The sequence below is a fragment of the Candidatus Dedyshia acidiphila genome, from assembly GCF_051025295.1.
In the GTDB taxonomy this organism is placed as follows: domain Bacteria; phylum Acidobacteriota; class Terriglobia; order Terriglobales; family Acidobacteriaceae; genus KBS-83.
The window spans coordinates 48407-68538 of the sequence record NZ_JBMGJV010000011.1 but is presented as its reverse complement, the minus strand read 5'-3'; the positions used below and the strand labels follow the sequence as shown (position 1 = coordinate 68538).

At 64.5% G+C, this 20132-nt stretch carries 18 protein-coding genes; 2 read left to right on the top strand and 16 right to left on the bottom strand.

What is annotated here, in order from left to right:
• Positions 1 to 45: 45 nt before the first annotated feature.
• Positions 46 to 2175, bottom strand: a complete 2130-nt coding sequence (gene glyS, locus AC5IJH_RS06800) for a glycine--tRNA ligase subunit beta (protein ID WP_491902054.1) — start codon at positions 2173 to 2175, stop codon at positions 46 to 48.
• A gap of 34 nt (positions 2176 to 2209) precedes the next feature.
• On the bottom strand, positions 2210 to 3142 hold the full coding sequence (locus AC5IJH_RS06795) for a glycine--tRNA ligase subunit alpha (RefSeq protein WP_491902053.1): 933 nt from the start codon (positions 3140 to 3142) through the stop codon (positions 2210 to 2212).
• Positions 3143 to 3179: 37 nt separating this feature from the next.
• On the opposite strand from AC5IJH_RS06795, the gene AC5IJH_RS06790 reads away from it, so the two are divergent.
• Positions 3180 to 3836 (top strand): hypothetical protein, encoded by a 657-nt coding sequence (locus AC5IJH_RS06790; protein ID WP_491902052.1) that lies wholly within the window; start codon positions 3180 to 3182, stop codon positions 3834 to 3836.
• Between the two features lie 3 nt (positions 3837 to 3839).
• On the opposite strand, the gene AC5IJH_RS06785 is transcribed toward AC5IJH_RS06790, so the two are convergent.
• The 13 genes from AC5IJH_RS06785 to hfq form a co-directional block, all read right to left on the bottom strand.
• On the bottom strand, positions 3840 to 4643 hold the full coding sequence (locus AC5IJH_RS06785; RefSeq protein ID WP_491902051.1) for a Stp1/IreP family PP2C-type Ser/Thr phosphatase: 804 nt from the start codon (positions 4641 to 4643) through the stop codon (positions 3840 to 3842).
• Positions 4644 to 4763: 120 nt separating this feature from the next.
• Positions 4764 to 6677 (bottom strand): CocE/NonD family hydrolase, encoded by a 1914-nt coding sequence (locus AC5IJH_RS06780; RefSeq protein ID WP_491902050.1) that lies wholly within the window; start codon positions 6675 to 6677, stop codon positions 4764 to 4766.
• A gap of 119 nt (positions 6678 to 6796) precedes the next feature.
• A complete protein-coding gene (locus AC5IJH_RS06775; RefSeq protein ID WP_491902049.1) occupies positions 6797 to 7918 on the bottom strand; it encodes a hypothetical protein in 1122 nt (373 codons plus the stop codon).
• Between the two features lie 201 nt (positions 7919 to 8119).
• Positions 8120 to 8491 (bottom strand): hypothetical protein, encoded by a 372-nt coding sequence (locus AC5IJH_RS06770; protein ID WP_491902048.1) that lies wholly within the window; start codon positions 8489 to 8491, stop codon positions 8120 to 8122.
• Positions 8492 to 8528: 37 nt separating this feature from the next.
• Entirely contained in the window at positions 8529 to 8942 is a 414-nt protein-coding gene (atpC, locus tag AC5IJH_RS06765; protein ID WP_491902047.1) for an ATP synthase F1 subunit epsilon, read from the bottom strand.
• Positions 8943 to 8945: 3 nt separating this feature from the next.
• Positions 8946 to 10400: a F0F1 ATP synthase subunit beta gene (gene atpD, locus AC5IJH_RS06760; RefSeq protein ID WP_491902084.1), complete on the bottom strand. Its 1455-nt coding sequence runs from the start codon at positions 10398 to 10400 to the stop codon at positions 8946 to 8948.
• 95 nt (positions 10401 to 10495) lie between these two features.
• On the bottom strand, positions 10496 to 11611 hold the full coding sequence (locus tag AC5IJH_RS06755) for a F0F1 ATP synthase subunit gamma (RefSeq protein ID WP_491902046.1): 1116 nt from the start codon (positions 11609 to 11611) through the stop codon (positions 10496 to 10498).
• A gap of 6 nt (positions 11612 to 11617) precedes the next feature.
• Positions 11618 to 13237, bottom strand: a complete 1620-nt coding sequence (gene atpA / locus AC5IJH_RS06750) for a F0F1 ATP synthase subunit alpha (RefSeq protein ID WP_491902045.1) — start codon at positions 13235 to 13237, stop codon at positions 11618 to 11620.
• A 79-nt stretch (positions 13238 to 13316) separates the two neighbouring features.
• Positions 13317 to 13856 (bottom strand): ATP synthase F1 subunit delta, encoded by a 540-nt coding sequence (gene atpH / locus AC5IJH_RS06745; protein WP_491902044.1) that lies wholly within the window; start codon positions 13854 to 13856, stop codon positions 13317 to 13319.
• Positions 13857 to 14642 carry a F0F1 ATP synthase subunit B gene (locus AC5IJH_RS06740; RefSeq protein WP_491902043.1) on the bottom strand — a complete coding sequence of 262 codons (786 nt, stop codon included), beginning with the start codon at positions 14640 to 14642 and terminating at the stop codon, positions 13857 to 13859.
• Positions 14642 to 15118 (bottom strand): F0F1 ATP synthase subunit B family protein, encoded by a 477-nt coding sequence (locus AC5IJH_RS06735; protein WP_491902042.1) that lies wholly within the window; start codon positions 15116 to 15118, stop codon positions 14642 to 14644. The genes AC5IJH_RS06740 and AC5IJH_RS06735 overlap by 1 nt, the downstream gene beginning before the upstream one ends.
• A gap of 316 nt (positions 15119 to 15434) precedes the next feature.
• Positions 15435 to 16886, bottom strand: a complete 1452-nt coding sequence (gene hflX, locus AC5IJH_RS06730) for a GTPase HflX (protein WP_491902041.1) — start codon at positions 16884 to 16886, stop codon at positions 15435 to 15437.
• Between the two features lie 31 nt (positions 16887 to 16917).
• Positions 16918 to 17214 (bottom strand): RNA chaperone Hfq, encoded by a 297-nt coding sequence (hfq, locus tag AC5IJH_RS06725; protein WP_491902040.1) that lies wholly within the window; start codon positions 17212 to 17214, stop codon positions 16918 to 16920.
• A gap of 252 nt (positions 17215 to 17466) precedes the next feature.
• Between hfq and AC5IJH_RS06720 the strand changes: the two genes are divergently transcribed.
• Entirely contained in the window at positions 17467 to 18648 is a 1182-nt protein-coding gene (locus tag AC5IJH_RS06720; protein ID WP_491902039.1) for a DegT/DnrJ/EryC1/StrS family aminotransferase, read from the top strand.
• A 9-nt stretch (positions 18649 to 18657) separates the two neighbouring features.
• On the opposite strand, the gene AC5IJH_RS06715 is transcribed toward AC5IJH_RS06720, so the two are convergent.
• The gene (locus AC5IJH_RS06715) at positions 18658 to 19920 is read right to left on the bottom strand and encodes an SH3 domain-containing protein (RefSeq protein ID WP_491902038.1); all 1263 of its coding nucleotides are present in this window, start codon (positions 19918 to 19920) and stop codon (positions 18658 to 18660) included.
• Positions 19921 to 20132 lie beyond the last annotated feature (212 nt).

Sequence of the window (20132 nt, the reverse complement as noted above, 5' to 3'; positions counted from 1 at the left end):
ACCATCATACGCGCGAACGCCGCCCTGTACAGGCGGACGCCGAACTCAGCCGGCGACGATCCCTGGAACGATCTCCGAGAAGTCTGCAATGCGCGAAAAGCGCTGCGCCACCTCCGCGATCAGTGACAGCCGGTTGCGGCGCACCGCAGCGTCTGGAGCCATCACCATCACCTCGTCGAAGAACGCATCGACGGACGGACGCAGCGTCGCGATCCGGCGCAGCGCCTCCTCGTACTGTCGCGCCGCAGCCAGCGTCTCGACCTCCGGCGCAACCGCAGCGAGGCGCGTGTGCAGCTCGCGCTCCTCTGGCTCGTGCAGCGCATCTGCCACGGGCGCAGTATCGTATGGCTCGCCGCGCTCGCGTGCCTGGCGCAGGATGTTCTGGATCCGCTTCGAGGCAGCCGAGATCGCTTCCAGATTCCCTTCAGTATCAGCCGCGCGGACGTCAGCCAGCGCACGCGCGCGCGCGATCGCGTCGGCCACGTCATCCGCTCCTGCCGCAAGCACCGCCTTGGTCACGTCGTAGCGCAGCCCCAGCACCTCGCGCAGGTAGAAGTCCAGCCGCTCGCGCAGGAAGCCAGCGACCGCCGAGGTCGTCGTCTCCGCCAGCGCATCCTGCTGCGGGCTGGTCGCCAGCCGCTCCAGTTCGCCCAGCGTCAACGGCAACGACGACTCGGCCAGAATGCGGATCACGCCGTTCGCCGCGCGACGCAGCGCGAACGGATCCTTCGACCCGGTCGGCTCCAGCCCAAGCGCGAACATGTCCACGATCGTCGCCGTGCGGTCCGCCAGTCCGAGCAGTTGTCCCTCGACCGTGGGCGGAATGGCATCGTCGGCCGCTGCCGGCCGGTACTGCCAGTAGATCGCCTGTGCGACCGTCTCCCCCAGGCCCTCTGCGCGTGCGTACAGCCCACCAATGACGCCCTGCAGCTCGGTGAACTCCTTCACCAGCTCCGCGGTGAGGTCGGCCTTGGCCAGCCGCGCCGCCGTCGCCAGCGCCGGCTCGTCCACCGCGACTCCACGCGCGGCGACAGCCCCGGCCAGGGCATGCGCGAGCCGCCCATTCGCCTCCGCCTTCGCGTAGTAGCTGCCCAGGTCTTTCTGGAAGGTGACCGCCTTCAGCAGTTCGACGCGGTCGGCAAGCGGCGTCTTCTGATCAACTGTCCAGAAGAAGCGCGCGTCGTTGAAGCGCGCGCGCAGCACGCGCTCATTGCCGTGGCGAATGATCGCCACGCCCGCCTCGTCCACTTCAGTGTTCAGCACCGCGAGGAAGTGCGGGGCGAGACGTCCGCTCGCATCATCGACAGCGAAGTACTTCTGGTGATCGCGCATGACGGTCACCAGCACTTCTTCCGGCAGGTCGAGGTACTCGCGCTCAAAGGTGCCGAGCACGACCGACGGCCACTCCGTGAGTTGCGTCACCGTCTCGACCAGCGCCTCATCTTCGCGCCAGCGTGCTCCAGCGACGCTGCGCGTGACGTGGTCCAGTGTCTTGCGAATCCGCTCGCGCCGCGCTGCAACGTCGGCCAGCACATACGCTCGCTCGAGCTGTACGGCGTACTCTGCGCCAGAGGTGACGGTCACCGGCGCATCGCCGTGCAGCACGCGATGGCCGAAGCTCACCGCACCAGCGCTCTTGCCGCCGAACTCGACCGGCACGACGGCCCCATCGAGCAATGCGAGAAGCCAGCGCACCGGGCGCACGAAGCGCTCCGGCTTCCCCGGCCGCCAGTACATGCTCTTCGCCCAGTAAAGCTTCGCGAGTTCCGCGGGCAGGCGCTCGGCGAGAATGTCCGCCGCACGGCGTCCGGCTCTGGTCACGGTTGCGGAGACGTATTCACCCTTGACCGTCGCCTGCCTCACGAGCTGCTCGATCGATACGCCAGCCTTCTTCGCGAACGCCGCAGCCGCGGGTGTGGGCTGATCGTTTCGAAAGGCGATCTTCCATGCCGGCCCGGTGAGTTGCTCAGTTACGTCTGGTTGCTGCGCGAGCACGCCGCGCACCCAGACGGCAAGCCGCCGCGGGGTGGCATAGCTGGTGAGTTCTGCTGCCGGTTCGAGCAGCCGCTCAGCCCCGAGCAGCTCCCGCACGCGCTGCGCCAGCTCGCGCTCCGCTGCGTCGATCATGCGGGCAGGAATTTCCTCGAGCCCTATCTCCAACAAAAACTCTGGCATCGTTCTCTTTCCTTCGTCGACCAGCGTGCGAGGCTCAGGCAGCCTGTGGTGTGCGCTGTGCGGCCGCGTAAGCGCGCGCGACACCGACCGTGAGGTTGCGGATGCGCGCGATGATACCGACCCGCTCGGTCACGCTGACGGCTCCCCGCGCATCGAGCAGGTTGAACAAGTGTGAGCACTTCAGGCACAGGTCATACGCCGCGAGCACGGGGACGCGATCCCGCTCGCGACGCGTGGCTTCGTCGTCGCGCACCAGCGCCAGCAGCGCCTGACATTCTTGCTCGTAAAGGCGGAAGTGCTCCCACAGCTTGGCCACGTCCGCGTGCTCGAAGTTATAGGTCGAGAACTGCACCTCTTCCTGCAAGCGCACTTCGCCGTAGGTGATCGCGCGTCCCGTCGCCGGATCTCGCGCCCACACGATGTCGTAAATGGAATCCACATCCTGCAGAAAGGCGGCTATGCGTTCCAGACCGTATGTGAGTTCGGCGCAGATTGGATCGAGATCGAGGCCGCCGCACTGCTGGAAATACGTGAACTGCGTGACCTCAAGTCCATCGAGCATCACCTGCCAGCCCACGCCCCACGCGCCACCTGCCGGCCACTCCCAGTTGTCCTCCTCGAACTTCAAATCATGCACGCGCAGATCGATCCCCATGGCGGCGAGCGACTCGAGATAGATCTCCTGCACGCGCTCTGGCGGGGGCTTGAGGATCACCTGGAACTGCGTGTGCTTGAACAGCCGATTCGGGTTCTCGCCGTAGCGGCCATCGGCAGGACGCCGCGATGGCTGCGCATACGCGACGGAAAACGGCTTCGGCCCGAGCACGCGCAGAAATGTCTCCGGCGACATGGTGCCGGCGCCGACCTCCACATCGTAGGGCTGCTGCAGCACGCAACCGCGCGCAGCCCAGAATGTCTGCAGATTGAACAGGAGCTGTTGAAAGGTCAGAGCGCTTGCATTGGCCACAGGGCGATTCTAGCTGACCGGCCGCCGTATACTGCCCGTGCCCATGCCTCGCCTGCGCGTCTCTCCCGCCCTGCTTCTTCTGCTCCTTCTGCCAAACCACGCGCACGCACAGGCTACCCCCGGTGCGGCAGCAGACAGCGCACTCCTGCACAACTACGAGTCCTGCACCTTCGACGACGGTTTGGCCGTGGTGAAGATCGACGCGTTGCCCGACGGAGTGCAGCAGCGCACGATCCAGACCAAGGCCGGTCCCAGATCGATCGACATGGAGGCTGGCCGCCGCATCATGCTCGCGTATGGGCTCGGTGGCGACTTCTTCGCGAACGTTAAGCCGGAGGTGCTGCCGGCGACCCGCTGGGCTGCAGAGAAGCAGACCCTGCTCGATGAGTTGGCGTTTCTGCTCTCCTCCAGCCACGACATGCAGCCGGACACGACCTTGCCGCACGAACTCCATGGACTCGAGGTGCGCGGGATCAATCGAACCGTGCTACAGGGCGGTACGCTCGGCTTCTACCTGCTGTTCGACGATGCGAGCCACATCGCGACGAGCGTGTATCTGCTGAACCAGGAGCCGCTGACGCGCCGCTTCCAGACCATCGAGCAGTATCGGCAGCTCAGCAGCCGCTTCCTGAAGGCTTACACAGACTGCATTGCGCAGAACCGCGCGCTGCGCTCAGGCAGCACAAAGCCTTAGCCGTTAAGCCGTGGTACGGACCAGGATGCAGGTAATGTTGTCGCGACCGCCTGCCGCATTCGCAGCAGCGATCATGCGATCGCAGGCGGCCTCGAGGTCGTGGCCCGCGGAGGCGAGGATCGCGCTCAGCGCGGGGTCGGAGAGCTCGCGTGTCAGTCCGTCTGACGCCAGGAGAAATACGTCCCCATGCTCAAGCGGCAGCTCCTGCACGTCGGGCACCACCTCTTCGCGTGTGCCGATGGCACGCGTGATCACGTTCTGCATGGGTGAGCGGCGCGCCTGCTCGCGGGTCATGCGGCCGAAGCGAATCTGCTCTTCCACCAGCGAGTGATCGTGCGTGAGCCGCTGCAGCACTCCGCCGCGCCAGCGATAGCAGCGGCTGTCCCCCACATGCGCGACCCACGCCCGCGTGCTGTCCACGGCGAGCGCCACCAGCGTGGTGCCCATGCCTTCAAGACGACGGTCCTGTCGTGCGTGCTGATACACGGTGACGTTCGCCTGCCGCACTGCATCGCGCAGACCGGCATCGCCAACGCCTGACTTGGCCAGCACAGCGGCGGCGGTATCCGCAGCCAGGCGGCTTGCTGTCTCGCCCGCCGCGGCGCCGCCCATGCCGTCGCAGACCACGAACACGCCAGAGTCCGCATGCATGACGAAGGAATCCTCGTTGCCGCTACGAACGCGACCGCGGTCGGTGCACCCGGCTGCCGCAGCAACCGCAGCAGCACGCACCGGCGCTGGCTGGTGGCCATTGCTGACCGCGGGGCCAGCCGCAGGATTGGCTCGCTGTTGCGTGCGAATGCTCATGTCGACTCGGGACGCAGCCCCTGGTTTCGGGTCTTCGCGGCCAAGCGACCATGCTACCCGCTACGCTCTGGTCCCGTCACCCTCGAAGCGCTCAAGCCAAAGGCGATCGGGCTTCCATGGTCAAGGCTGTGGCAGAACCAGCAGCTCCACCCCACTCGGCTCCGCGGCCGAGTGATAGACCCGCTCGGTCGCCTTCTGGAAGTCTTCCAGCCGGGCATGCGGAATATCGGTGAAGGTCTGCGGATTGCGATCGGTCAGCGGAAACCACGAGCTCTGCACCTGCACCATGATGCGGTGCCCTTTGCGGAAGGTGTGATCGAGGTCCGGCATGTCGAAGTTGATCTCGGTCGCCTGCCCCGGCTTCAGCGCTTCGGGTGTCTCCCAGCTCTTGCGGAACTTCGCGCGCATCGGCTCACCGCGCAGAAGCTCCTGGTAGCCACCCATGTGCAGCGGCGCGTCGCCAGTGATCCGCTTGTTGCCGCTGGTCGTCCCCTCGGCATCGGGGTAGTCCTCGGGGTACACGTCGATCAGCTTCACCACGAAATCAGAATCCGTGCCACTCGAGGAGATACGAAGCTTTGGGGAGATCGGTCCTGCGATCGTGACGTCCTCGATCAGCGGCTCGGTCTGGTAGACGAGTACATCGGGCCGTGTTGCCGCGAAGCGCTGATCGTCCACCATGTAGCGCTGCGGCACAGTGTCGGTGACATAGCCAACGAACGGAACCGGGTGCATCGGGTCGCTCACGTACTCGTCATACTCCGCGCCTTTCGCATCGTGCGTGGGAGCGTCGAACGAGAGCCGCCCGCCGGGATGAAAGTAGAGATGCCTCGTCTGCGCGGCCGGCGGGGGCCAACTGGGATACTTGCGCCAGACATTCGTGCCGGTCTCGAACATATACGCCTCAGGCGGCGCCTCACCCTTGCCCTTCAGGTAGTACTCGAAAAACGGAAACTGGATCTGCTCGCGAAAGAACTGAGCCGTCTTTGCGTCGAACGCAACGTCCCCAAGGCGATCCCCATCCGTGCGCGCCCAGCCGCCATGAACCCATGGCCCTTCGACGATGGTGTTGGGTGTGCCCGGGTTGGCCTTCTCGATCGCGCGGTAGGTGCGCCAGGGACCGCTCAGGTCTTCGGCGTCATACCAGCCGCCCACCGTCATGACGGCGCAGTGGACGTTCTTCATATGTTGCGAGAGATCCCGCGCCTTCCAGTAGCTGTCGAAGGTGTCGTGGTTGATCTGGTCCGTCAGCAGCGGGTTCGAGGCCTGCGTGTTCAGCACAGAGGTCGGCGTGGCGCGCAGAAAAAATTCGTAACCGTTGGGAGTTCCCATGTCGAACGGATGCACCGGACCCATCTCGGCCGGCGTCATCGGATGCTCGAAAGGACGGAAGTAGCCGGCGTAGAAACCAAAGCTGGCAGCCAGCATGAAGGCTCCGCCGTGGTACGCGTCATCGCCTTCGAAGAGGTTCGTCATGGGCGCCTGAGGACTCGCAGCCTTGATGGCGGGATTCGAATCGACGATGCTGGCGGACGTATAGAAGCCTGGGTACGAGATACCCCAGATACCGACTTTGCCATTGTTGTTCGGCACATGCGCGAGCAGCCAATCGACGCTGTCGCTCATATCGGAGCTGTCATCGACATCCGTCTTCGACTTCTTGTCGTCGATGTGCGGCGTCATCTCGATGAACTTGCCCTCCGACATATAGCGTCCGCGCACATCCTGGTACACGAAGATATAGCCGGCGCGCTCGAACTCACGCGAGGGCCCAAGCTCCTTCTTGTACTGATCTTCACCATAGGGCGCCACCGAATACGGCGTGCGATCCATCAGGATCGGCCATGCCTGCGCGTGGTCTTTCGGCACATAAACAGACGTGAAAAGGCGCACTCCATCCCGCATTGGAATGCGGTATTCGTATTTGGTGTAATGCGCCTTCACGTACTCTTCTGTGCCCTCGGCGGCCTGCGCATGGAGAGCAGGTAGAGCCGCAACGGCAACGGCCAGAATGGTGAGGACTCTTGAGCTCATCTGAGTGGTGACTCCGCGAGTGTGGCGACAGCGATGCTCTGAACCATAGCACGGTGCCGAAACGCATGCAGCCCGCCAGAAGGTAGGGCGGGCTGAATGCTAAGGCTGCCTCAACGTTGTTAGGAGCCGTTCGAACACACGGAAAGAGCCGCATGATGAAGGCTGTACCAGCCATTCGCTGACGTGCTGGCCGGTGCGCCGAAGTAGGGCAGGAAAGCCAGATCCTGCAAGTGGTAGGTAAAGCCACCCAGGCTATACGCGTAGTCGCCGTAGTTGGCCGTGTTCTCGAGCGGGTCACCATTCTCGAGAATGCCGCACGGCGTCTCGTTGCCGTTGTAGTTCACGGTCAGCGGATCGTCTGCCCATTCGCCCAGCTCATGAGACAGCGCCGACACATCCTGAGCGAACGCGCCGCTGTGATCGATGTATGTGGCATGAGAGTAAGACTGAGGATTGCTGGTGCTGCCCTCGGACGAATGATAGCCGCCGATGCAGCAGCTTCCGTTCTGCGTCAGGTACACGTCATAGGTCAGAAAGATCGGCAGGGCGTTGGGTTGGATGCCATTAGCCGCAATGATGCCTGGTAGTTGTGCGTCGAACCAGTTGATGTCGACGAGACCAGCGGTGAACCCAAAGGGAGAGCCGGTCTTTCCGTAATTCGTAGGCACGGTGAGCGTCTGCTCCGCCAGCACCGTGGGCGTGTCCAGCAATAAGTGGGAGTTCGTGTGGCTGCTCACAGTGCCCCAGAAATTTGCCCTCTGGTATGCATCGATGTACTGCGTCGTGCCCACATTCGCGGAGCCGACCGTGTAGTTGATGCTGGACGTGAAGAGCGGAGAGTCAACCGTGTTTGCCACAACCGACTTGCCGTTCGACAGCACGTGCTCGGCGTCGAACGTGCTGCGCACCCCGTTGTTACTGACCACAACCTTCACGGGAATGATGTAAACGGGAATCGCCACAGAGCTGTTACTCGAAGGCGCCGCGCCCACCATGTTGTACGTGTACGTCTTGCCGCCGTATGCGAAGGAGCCGTTCCATGTTCGCAGGGAAAGAGTCGAGGCTGCTGTGACGCGTGCCGTGGCCGGCTCCGGGGTGATGCGTGGAGCGAGGACTGCATAGCGACCGTGCGGCGTCTCCTTCGCCGGCTGAGCGGTCTGGGCTGACATGGAGAGAGTGGCGAGCGGAAGAGACGCGGCTATGGTGAATGCCATCAGCGCTGTGTTGCGGACAAGCCTCATGGGGGAGCTCCTGGAATGCGGAAGTGCTCTCGGCCAGGCGGCGGCCAAGAGCTGCTCATCCTTGTATTCGACCAGAGGCGTAATTAGCAACAGTGATTGTTGTCAAATTCGGGTGATGCTGTGGATCTGTCGCAGTGGTGCAGCAGAATCGATCACAGCGATCGGGGAAGACCCGAGGTGTACTGGCTGAACCCGGGGTTCCTAGCCGCGCAGGAAGTCGTACGCGCTCTGGACGGGAGGAGCGGCGGGAGGGGCCTTGGCGGCCTGCACACTCGCGGCCGATACGGCCACCGGCCCCTGCGGGACGAGGGAGCTCAACGCGCTAGTTTGCGGTAGCGGAGCTGTCTTGCGCCGTGTGCCGCGCATGCGAGGCATTCGAGCAGGCACCACCGTCACGGTCGCCGGCTCAGGAAGGGCGACGACCGGAGCAGCCACAGGGCTCGCGCGCTGCTTCGTCCGCCGGGAGGCGGGAGTAGAGCGCAACCAGGCGCTGTCCGCGAGCAGTGCGCGAGCCGCGCGCAGCTCTTCGATCCGTTGGTCGAGAGCAATGATGATGTCAGAGGTATTCAGCAATACGTCCTTCGCTCGATGCAGTGTAGAGTTCGCCTGGCTAACGCGCGCCGCCCTTTGCATCCAGCCGCGACTGTGCGTCGTGCATGACAGCGTTGGCCCGCTCATATTGAGATGCGTTCTCGCCTGCTTGATTCCACATCTGCTGGCCGCGATCCATCTCCTGCTGTGCGGCCGCCGTGTCGATCTCTTCCGGGCGCTCCGCGGACTCGGCCAGGATGGTGACGCGATTCGGCAGCACCTCGGCGAAGCCCCACGCGACGTAAAACCGGTCCTGCCCGGCAGCTGCGCCGTGAATTGTCACCACGCCGGTGCCTAGTTCGGTGAGCAGCGGAGCCGCCCCATACAGGACTTCGAGGTAGCCGGTGCGGCCGGGCAGCTCAACCGCGTCCGCAGTCGTGTTGACCAGCTCGCGATCGGGCGTCACCAGCCGCACTTGCAGTTGATCGGCCATGGCTTAGGCGTTTACTCCCTGCAGCTTCTCGGCCGCTTCCAGCACATCATCAATCGAGCCCTTCATGTAGAAGGCCTGCTCCGGGATGCTGTCGTGCTTGCCGTCAATGATCTCCTTGAAGGAACGGACCGTGTCCTCGACCTTCACGTACTTGCCCGGCGAGCCAGTAAAGACCTCAGCAACGTGGAAGGGCTGCGACAGGAAGCGCTGCACCTTGCGAGCGCGCTGCACGGTCAGCTTGTCCTCTTCCGAGAGTTCGTCGATGCCGAGGATGGCGATGATGTCCTGCAGGTCCTTGTAACGCTGCAAAATGCGCTTTACGCCCTGCGCGACATCGTAGTGCTCCTGGCCGACGACACGCGGCGTCAGGATGCGGGAGGTCGAGGCCAGCGGATCGACGGCAGGGTAGATGCCGAGCTCCGACAGCGGACGCGACAGCACAGTCGTCGCATCGAGGTGAGCGAAGGCGGTGGCTGGCGCCGGATCCGTGAGATCGTCAGCGGGCACGTAGATGGCCTGCACCGATGTGACCGAGCCCCGCTTGGTCGAGGTGATGCGCTCCTGCAGCTCACCCATCTCGGTCGCAAGGTTCGGCTGGTAGCCCACGGCAGAAGGCATGCGGCCCAGTAGCGTCGAGACTTCAGAGCCGGCCTGCGTGAAGCGGAAGATGTTGTCGATGAACAGCAGCGTGTCTGCACCCTGCTCGTCGCGGAAATACTCCGCGATGGTGAGGCCGGTGAGCGCAACGCGCAGACGTGCGCCTGGCGGCTCAGTCATCTGGCCATAGACCAGCGCGGCCTTCGACTTCTCCCGGTTCTTCGTGTCGATGACGCCTGACTCCTGGAACTCGAGCAGCAGGTCGGTGCCCTCACGGGTGCGCTCGCCAACGCCGGCAAACACCGAGACGCCGCCGTGCTTGGAAGCGACGTTGTTGATCAGCTCCTGAATGACGACGGTCTTGCCCACCCCGGCGCCCCCGAACAGGCCGATTTTGCCGCCCTTGAGGAAGGGCTGGATCAGGTCAATGACCTTGACACCGGTCTCGAACATCTCCTCCGATGTGGACTGCTCGTCGAAGGCAGGCGCGCTGCGGTGGATGGGGCGCATCTCCGTCGCGTTGACCGGGCCCAGTTCGTCGACCGGCATGCCGATCACATTGAGCACGCGACCGAGTGTCGGGATACCGACCGGCACGGTGATGGGACCGCCCAGGTCGATGACGCGCATGCCGCGCACCATGCCTTCCGTCGACTCCATCGCGACGCAGCGCACGCGGCCTTCGCCGATGTGCTGCTGCACTTCGAGGATGACGTTGATCGGCGAGGGCACGTTGAAGCCTTCGCTGACCACGCGCAGCGCCTGGTAGATGGACGGCATCGTGCGTTCGTTAAATTGCACGTCAACGGCGGGCCCGGAGATCTGGACCACCTTGCCGATGTTCTCTTTGCCGGCGGCCATCTTCGAGCCCTGGTAGCCCGCGCCCTGATCCTGCCCCTCGCCCATGCCGTGCACGGCGGAGGAGTGCGTGTCATTCATCTGTGCCATACCTGTCCTTACAGAGCGGCCGCGCCGCTCACAATCTCAATGATTTCCTTCGTGATGGCCGCCTGGCGCACGCGATTCATGGTCAGCGTGAGCGAGTCGATCATGTCGGAGGCGTTGTTGGAGGCCGCGTCCATGGCCGTCATGCGCGCTGCGTGCTCGGACGCAACGGATTCGAGCAGCCCGCGGTAAATCTGCGTCGCGATATAACGCGGCAGCAGGCTGCGCAGCATCTCTTCCGGCCGCTGCTCGTAGATGTAGTCGACGTCGGCAGTGCCGAACTGCTTCGCTTCGGCGTCCGCTTGCTCGGTGTCGGGCTCAGTCAGGCTGATGCCCGCGCTCAGGGCTGCTTCGCCCGCGCGCTCACGCTCCTCACGCGAGAGTTCGTCCGACTGCGCGACATCCTGCTGCCCGGGCTCCGCCAGTGGCAGCAGCTTCTCGACAACGACGCGCTGCGCAATCACCGAGCGGAACTCGTTGTAGACGACGTAGGCAGCATCGATCTCGCCCGAGACGTAGCGCTCGACCAGGCTCTCGCCAATCGTGGCGACCGGCTCGAAGCGCAGCTTGTCGAGCAGTCCCTGGTAGTCCGCTGTGACTTCGATCGAAGCGTTGCGCTCGGCGCGTTGACGGATCAGCGCCACATCCATGGCCTGCGTCTCGGCCTCGCTCGGAGCACCATCTGCTGGTCCTTCCGTGATGCGGGCCGCGGGATAACGACGACGAAAGAGGTCGCGCGCTTTACGGCCCACCGTCTCGACGTCCACCGTGCGGTGCTCGGCTTCGCTCTCGGTCACGACGAAGCGCAACGCGGCCTTCGCGATGTTCGAGTTGAACGCGCCCGCAAAGCCCTTATCGCCGGAGATGACGAGCAGCAGCACGTTCTTCTCTTCGCGCGGCACAAGCAGCGGATGACGCAGCTCGCCCGTGGCGGGATCGTAGACATCGATGCGCCGCATCAGCGAGCGGATCACGCTCGCCATCATGGTCGCGTACGGCCGCGCCGCCATCGCGCGCTCCTGCGCGCGGCGCAGCTTGGCCGCGGAGACCATCTTCATGGCCTTGGTGATCTGCCGCGTGTTCCGCACACTGCGAATGCGGCGTTTCAGGTCAAGTACGTTCGCCATCGCTGGTTAGGCCTTCGCCACGACTTCCTTCTGCTGCTTCTCCGCGTCGACCTTGCGCTGCTCCCGCGGATCGAGCGGCTGAACAGCCGAGCTCTTCAGCTTTGCATCCTGGTGCTCGGCCACGAAGTTGCGCTTGTACTCCTCGAGCGCCCCCTTCAGTCGTCCCTTCAGATCGTCGTCAAGCGTCTTCTTCTCGATGATGTCCTTCAGCAACTGCGACTGTGCCGAGTCGAGATACTTGTACAAGCCCACCTCGAAAGCGCGGATGTCTTCCACCTTGAGGTCGTCAAGGAAGCCATTCGTGCCGGCAAAGATGAGCGCAATCTGCTTCTCGGTCGGCAGCGGCGAGAACTGCGGCTGCTTCAGCAGTTCGGTCAGGCGCACACCGCGGTTGAGCTGGTTCTGCGTCACCTTGTCGAGATCGGAGCCGAACTGCGCGAAAGCTGCGAGCTCGCGATACTGCGCGAGATCCAGCTTCAGCGTGCCCGCCACCTGGCGCATCGCCTTGATCTGCGCGGCCCCGCCGACACGGCTGACCGAGAGGCCGACGTTCACCGCCGGACGCACGCCCGAGTTGAACAGGTCAGTCTCGAGATAGATCTGGCCGTCAGTGATCGAGATCACGTTCGTCGGAATGTAAGCCGAAACGTCGCCGGCCTGGGTCTCAATGACAGGCAGTGCGGTCAGTGAGCCACCACCGCGCGCGTCGCTCATCTTGGCCGAGCGCTCGAGCAGTCGCGAGTGGAGATAGAACACATCGCCGGGATACGCTTCGCGGCCCGGGGGACGCCGCAGCAGCAGCGAAATTTCGCGGTAAGCGGTCGCATGCTTCGACAGGTCGTCGTAGATCACCAGCGCGTGCATGCCGTTGTCGCGGAAGTATTCGCCGATGGCGGTCGCAGCGTACGGAGCGATGTACTGCATCGGCGCGGGCTCGGACGCAGTCGCGGCAACGACGATGGTGTAGGCCATCGCGCCGTACTCTTCGAGCGTCTTGACCACCTGCGCGACCGACGAACGCTTCTGCCCGATCGCGCAGTAGATGCAGATCAGGTTGTTCTTCGCATTGTTGATGATCGTGTCGAGCAGCACGGCCGTCTTCCCCGTCTGGCGGTCGCCGATGATCAGCTCGCGCTGGCCGCGGCCGATCGGGATCATGCTGTCAATCGCCTTGATGCCGGTCGCCATCGGCTCACGCACAGGCTGGCGGTCGACCACACCGGGAGCGAGACGCTCGACCGGGTAGTCTTCCGTGCCGGTGATCGGACCCTTGTCGTCAATGGGCTGGCCGAGCGCGTTCACGACGCGGCCGATCAGTGACTTGCCGACGCCGACACTCATGATGCGTCCCGAGCGCTTGACCTGGTCGCCTTCGCGCAGCTCTGTGTAGTCACCGAGCAGCACCGCGCCGACTTCGCTCTCGTCCAGGTTCATCGCCAACCCGGCGACACCGTGCGGGAATTCGATCAGCTCACCCGCCATCACCTTTTCGAGGCCGTGGATGCGGGCGATGCCGTCACCGAGCGAGATGATGGTGCCCACCTCGTCGACGTGCATTTCCGTGTCGTAGTTCTGGATCTGCTCACGCAGGAGCTGTGTGATTTCGTCTGCCTTGATCTGAGCCATTCCCTGTCTCTCTGTCTTTCAGTACCGGCCTTTGTGCCGGCTCCTGCAAATCTGTCGTAATGGCGGTGACGTGTTGCGACTAGCCCGCCATCAACTCCTGCTTCATGCGATCGAGCCGGCCGCGTACGGACCCGTCATAGATAGTGCTGCCAATGCGCACCACCGCGCCGCCGATCAGCGCCTTGTCCTCGCGGAAGCGAGCGCGCACGCGTGTACCGGCTAGCCGGCCCACCTGCTGCTCCATCTGCTGCCGCTCATCCACATCCAGCCGCCGCGCAGAGACAATCTCGACCTCGGAGATTCCCTGCCGGCGATCCATCTCGGCGCGGTACTCGGTGACGATGTCCTGGATCGACGTGATGCGGTCATGCTGCACCAGCACTGCCACGAAGTTGCGTACCTCGCGGCTCAGGCCTAGACGAGGCGCCAGCGCGTCGATCACGCGAACACGCACCGGCACCGGCAGAGCCGGATTAAAGAGCGCCTGCCGCAGATCGGCGCTCTCGTCGAGCGTCGCAAGCAGATCATTGAGCTGGTTATTGACCTGATCGGTCGGCACACGATTTTCAAGCACCACGTCGGCCAGCGCGCGTGCGTAGCGGGCAGCAAAGTTGGCCATCTAGTTCCGCCCTCCGCGCCCATCGGGGCTGCCGCCCAGGCTCGCGGCGAAGTCCTGAATCAGCGCGCGATCATCGCCCTCGGTCAGGTTCAGTCGCGCAGTCGCGCGATCGACCGCAAGCCCCGCAGCGAAGCGCCGCAGTTGCCGCTCAGCGACGGCGCCGGCAGCAGTGATCTCCTGCTCGGCCGAGGCGACAATCTTCTGGCGCTCTTCTTCGAGCGTCGCGCGCAGCCGAACCTCGTCCTGCGCGCTCTCGCGCTCCGCCTGCTCGCGCACGGCAGCAATTTCGGTGTCCAGCCGGCCGAGGCGCTCTTCCACAACCTTCAGCCGCGCGTTGGCCTGATCCGTCGCGGTGCGTGCTTCGACAATCTGCCGCTCCAGCCGCTCGCGGCGGCTGCGAAAGGCAGACGGCAGCGCCTTCAGCAGGAAGTAGGCCACAAACCCGATCAGCAGCAGTGCATTGAAGGCCCAGAACACGACCGAAGCCGTCTCCGGCGACAGGTGGAAGATGCGGGCGAACGCACGTACCGATCCCGAGTGCTTGAAGACGTATTCCTCGTCTTCCTGCTCGGCTTTGGCCAGGTTCTGCGACGAGGCAGTCTTACTGTCGATGAAGATCTTCTGGTCGCCGCTCGACTGGGCAGGTGCAGACTGGGCCGCAGGTGCAGACTGCGCATGGAGAGAGCGCGGCATCGCCGCGGTCGCATACAGGGCGAGGCCGAGGACTGCCGGAACGAGGACAGCCGAAGAGAGGGCGGCGCGCAGCCGCAGTGACGAACTTTGCATCAGTACCGGCTCCCCGGCGCAGTGGCCACGCCGGCCGCTGAGGGCACGATGGCGCGGAGAATCTCGGACGCGAGCGCGTCGGCTCTGCTCTCGAGGGAGGTACGAGCCGTTACAGCTTCGGACTCGAGTCGCTGGCGAGCCACGCGCACGGTGTCATGCGAGGCATGCCTCGCCTCTTCGAGAATGCGCTCCCGCTCACGCTGCAAAACTTGCATGCGCTGCTCGCGGGCGCGGAAGATCTCGGCGCGGGCGGCGCGCAGCTTGGCTTCGTACTCCTGCGAGCGAACATCGGCTGCGCGGATGGCGGCCTCTGCCTTGGCCACGGCGCCCGTGGTGCGCTCCCGACGTTCGCGCAGCACTCGCTCGAGCGGTGCGTAGACCAGCACGCGGTAGGCCACCAGAAGCAGCAGAAACAGCACAACCGTGGGCACAGAACGCAGAAAGAGATCGCCCAGTTGTTGAAGGATAAGGTCCAATGCAGTCCCCGAGGGTGCCATCCATCAGGATGGGAGATGGCGGCGAAAAGGTCCGGAAAGTACGGTTCTAACAGAGGCGATTTTGGGGTGTCAAACCAAGCAGGATCGCCGAAAACTGCTCACTTTCAGCAACGTGTGAAGTGTCTGTGAATATGATACCGGTTATCCCGATTCCCGGGTTGACCAGGAGTTTCAGCGGGGTAAACTAAACACATCTCGACCCGAGCCGGGTCTGCTGGATGCAGGGTAGAGGGGACGTACCACCGCTTCTCCTCCCCTGCCCATCCGGTACAAACAACACCATGCGCAGGCTCGACTAGGATCCGTGCGCTTCCGGGTCCACAGCGTTCTCCTTGTGCCTGTTCTCATCCCAGAACCGGCGATAGCGGCCCAGCAGCGACGCCGGCCCTTCAACCACCATGGCGACTTCGCTGTCGACGAAGCGTCGTTCCGCGATGCGGGCGCCGGCCCCGAGTGCGGCCAGCACGCCGCCCTCGCTCTGCGGCACAGTGAGCGAACGCGTGATCAGCGGATCTGCAGACAGCGCGGCATCCATCTCGGCCAGCAAGCGGTCCAGTCCTTCGCCAGTGCGGGCTGAGAGCAGCAAGGCGTCCGGCCGGCCAGAAAGCCCGGCGCGCTCCTCCTCCGTCAGCAGGTCCGCTTTGTTGAGCGCCTGCAATTGCCGCCGCTCGCGCACATCGAGTTCGGCAAGGACGCGCTCCACCTCGCGGCTGCGCTCTTCACGCATGGGGCTCGCCGCATCCTCGACGTGGATCAGCACCTCGGCCTTCTGTACCTCTTCGAGCGTCGCCCGGAACGAGGTCACCAGCGTGTGCGGTAGATCACGAATGAAACCCACCGTGTCGGAGAGCAGAATTTTGCGGCGAGACGGCAGCGTGATCGCCTTCAGCTTGGGGTCAAGCGTCGCGAACATGCGCGCCGACTCGAGTACATCGGCATGCGTCAGCCGATTGAATAGCGTGCTCTTGCCGGCGTTCGTGTAACCGACCAGCGCGATGGTCGGCACCGGCACTGCCTCGCGCCGCTGGCGCTGCTGGCCGCGGACCCGGCGGACGCCCTCGAGATCCTGACGCAGTTGCACCAGGCGACGCTGAATCCGCCGGCGGTCGGTCTCGAGCTTCGTTTCACCCGGACCCCGCGTCCCGATACCGCCGCCCGTCTGCGACATGGCCGCGCCCCGGCCGGCCAGCCGCGGCAGCATGTATTCAAGCTGCGCCAGCTCCACCTGCAGATGGCCCTCGCGGGTGCGGGCGTGCCGGGCGAAGATGTCCAGGATGAGCTGCGTGCGGTCGACTACCCGCGCCGGAAGCTCGGCTTCGAGATTGCGTAGCTGTGTCGGTGACAGATCCTGATCGAAGAGCACGACATCCGCGTTGCTCGAGGCAGTCACCGCGGCTACCTCCGTGATCTTGCCCTTGCCGATCAGCGTGGCCGCGTCTGGTTCTAGGCGCCGCTGCGTAATCTCGGCGACCACATCGCCGCCGGCGCTGACCACCAGTTCGCGGAACTCCTCGCGCGCGGCTTCGAAATCAAAGTGTGACGCAGCAATGCGCGGCGCCCGAGTGTTGCCGCTGCTGTGCGCCGCATCGGGCACATCGGTTGTCTCTTCGAGATCAGCAGAAGACTGCGCGGCGGCGCGTGCTGCTGCTGCAGCGCGAGACACACCGCGCCGTCGGCCTGCGAACTCAACAGAGACCAGGACGCATCGGTTGCCGCGCGCCGGATCGGTCGTTGCCGCACGATTCATGCGTTTGGAAGGAGTGTGTGCCGCGAAAGCGCTAGGATTCCGCCTCCTGCCGCAGTGGCGTCGCCTGCGGATGCGACACACCGGCGGGGGGATGACCCAAACGGTGGTCGTGCATCACGGCGCGATTGCTCACCACGGTGGAGATGGCGTGCTTGAAGATCAACTGCTCCTGGCTGTTGTTCTCGAGCAGGACCGAATACTTGTCGAATGAGCGGATCCGGCCTGTCAGCTTCACGCCGCTGACGAGGTAGATCGTGATCGGGGTCTTGTCTTTGCGAACGGTGTTCAGGAAGGTGTCCTGAATGTTCTGTGCCGGCTTGCTGTCCATGGTGCCGATCTCCGCGCCGTGAGGCTATGTCTCTTTACAGCACAATCCGCGCCAGCGCCCAAAACGCTGCCGCTGTATGAATCAGGGGGATGGGGACTAACCGAAGGAGTCCATCCCAAGTGTTGCGAACGTACCCAAGTAATGCGTTCCGACACCCGGTGCAGCCTCTCCAGACACGTCACTCGGATGCAGGATTGATGGTTGTGGTTGCGGTGATAACCTTCTACCGTGAGCCTGGAGCACCACGGTACCATGACGGCGGCAAATCGGGAGCCGGAGGCCAGGAAAGCGGTTCCGCTGCTGGATTTCGCCCGCGAATACGCAGAGATTGGCCCCGAGCTACTCAGCGCGGTGGAGGCCGTCTTCCGCAGCCAGCGCTTTGTGCTCGGCCCCGAGGTCACGGCCTTTGAACAAGCTGCTGCCCGGGCCTGTGGAACCAGCGAAGCAGTCGGCTGCGGCTCCGGCACGGACGCCCTCTGGCTGGCCCTGGCAGGCGCGGGCGTCGGCCCTGGGGACCGAGTCGTCACCACTGCGTTTTCCTTCTTTGCAACCGCCAGCGCCATCCTGCGCACGGGAGCCCTTCCGGTACTCGCGGACATCGATCCGCGCAGCTTCAACCTGGCGCCCACGGCGTTCGCCGAGGCTCTCAACCACGGGCGCTGCCGGGCGGTGCTGCCGGTTCACCTCTACGGACAATGTGCCGACTGGAGTGCGCTGACCGATATTGCCCGCGCTCACGAGTGCGTGCTAGTGGAGGACGCGGCGCAGGCGTTCGGTGCAGCGTGGCTCGGCACCCGGGCAGGCGCCCTCGGCACTTCAGCGGCCTTTAGCTTCTACCCCACCAAGAATCTCAGCGCGGCGGGCGATGCCGGGATGGTCACAACCAGCAACGCCGCGGTGGCCGAGCGAGCGCGCAGCCTCCGCGCGCATGGCATGAAGGTGCGCTACCACCACGACGAGGTGGGCTGGAACAGCCGGCTGGATACGTTGCAGGCAGCGGTCCTGCTGGTCAAGCTGCGCCACGTGGAGCGCTGGAACGGGCGCCGCCGCGCCCTTGCCGCACGCTACGCTGAACTGTTCGAGCAAGCCGACCTCGCAGAGCCGGGGCCGTATCCCGAATCCGGAATTGTCCTGCCGTGGACCGATCCGCGCGCCCATCACGTCTTTCATCAGTATGTTGTTCGCGTGCCCAGGCGGGATGAGCTGCGCGCATACCTCGCCGAGCAGGGCGTCGGGAGCGAGGTCTACTACCCGCTTGGGCTGCACCAGCAGAAGGCACTCGCCTCGCTCGGCTACCAGCAGGGTGACTTTCCCGAAAGCGAACGCGCGGCGCGCGAAGTGCTGGCCCTTCCCATCTTCCCGCAGCTCAAAGACTTGGAGCAGGAACGCGTTGTCAGCGTGATCGCTGATTTCTTTCGCCGGAGGAGCGCCTAGCCCTCTGACTTAGCGGTGGTGGTGGCGGGCGGCACGCTCCGCCTTGCGCTTCTCTTCGACACTCGAAGCGCTCGATGCGAGCTTCGGGAATGACTCGCCGCTATCGGCAACACGCCGCACCGTCTCCCCATCGAGCCGGTACTTGATCGTGACCGTGGGCACGGGGACCGGGTGCCCCGTCTTGGGATCGAGCGAGGGCTCGCCCCCCGCTGCGCCCAGTCGGAAGTCGAACGTCGGGACCGCGACTCCTTTATGGTCCAGATCCTCATGCTTCACCGTCACCGGCAGGTAACCGACGAGGTTGTCCAGCCGCAGGCCGCCTTCGTAGCGATGCTTGCGTGCATTCCAGACCAGCAGGCGCACCCGGCTGTAGTCGTAGGGCAGCCCATCCAGGAACGGATTCAGCACCATGACGTACTCAGGCGCCTGGTGATCCGGGAACGGCGACTCGTCGTCGGGAATCTTGCCAAGCAGGTACGCGCCAACGATCTTTTTGCCCTCGGCATAGCGCACCACTTCGTCCGGCACATCCACGTCGAGGCGACGCGCCAGCAGCCAGCCCACCAGCCCCTTGCTATCACGCACCAGCCACCAATCCTCATACTGTGGCGGAGGCGCATTTGGATCGACAGCGACCGGCGCGGGCACAAACGCGCTATCCGGCGGCGGAGGCGGGGCGGCGGACTTTCCCATCTCGATCTTGCCCTGCGGCGTGGGGCCCTTACCCTTCTCGATGAGGTACTGCAGACGCTGGGCGGCAGCCTCGGTGCGCAGCTCGGCCGCTTTCTGCTGCTGCTGCCGAAACGCACCCTCAGGCGTCAGCTTTTCAATGCTCGCACGCTCCAGCAACTGCAGCTTGTCACCCTCCGGCAGGAGGTTGAAGCGCTCCGTATCCCGACCCGGCGTCAGGTGCAGGAACACCTCGTCGCGCAGCACGCCGGTGGCGACGACGGGATCCTCCCTATGCTGGCTGGTCAGCGCTTCGAACTGGTCGGCCGTGGGCCGATCGACAACGGCGTGCTCCTCGAGCCAGCCCGTCTTGCCGTCGGCGGTGCGGACATTCAGGAAGCGCCGGTCACGGGCCAGCACCGTAAGCTTGTCGCCATTACTGACCTGGGCAACCTTGCTGGAGACGGGCGCGATGCGGTCGCGCAGCCAGGTCTGTTTGCTGACGACGAAGACGACCTCTGCCCGGCTGCTGGCACTGGTCCGATGGCAGCCGGCAGGCAGCACAAGAGCGAGCGCCAGGCTGGCTGCTGCCCACCATGGCATGGCTCCCGGTTCCACGACCGGGGAAGTGTCTGTGCCGGCCTGCGCCTGCCGGGCTGTTTGCGTGAATCCTGATTGCACCACGTGTCCGTTCTTCCTCTGGTATACAGTCCGCTGGCCAGCGTGTGGAGTGCCGAAAGGTGGGACAGCCGGATACGTCACCTCTTCGGAGCGGTGTTCGCGAAAATCCGCTAGTCCTGCCCGAAGCCCCACAG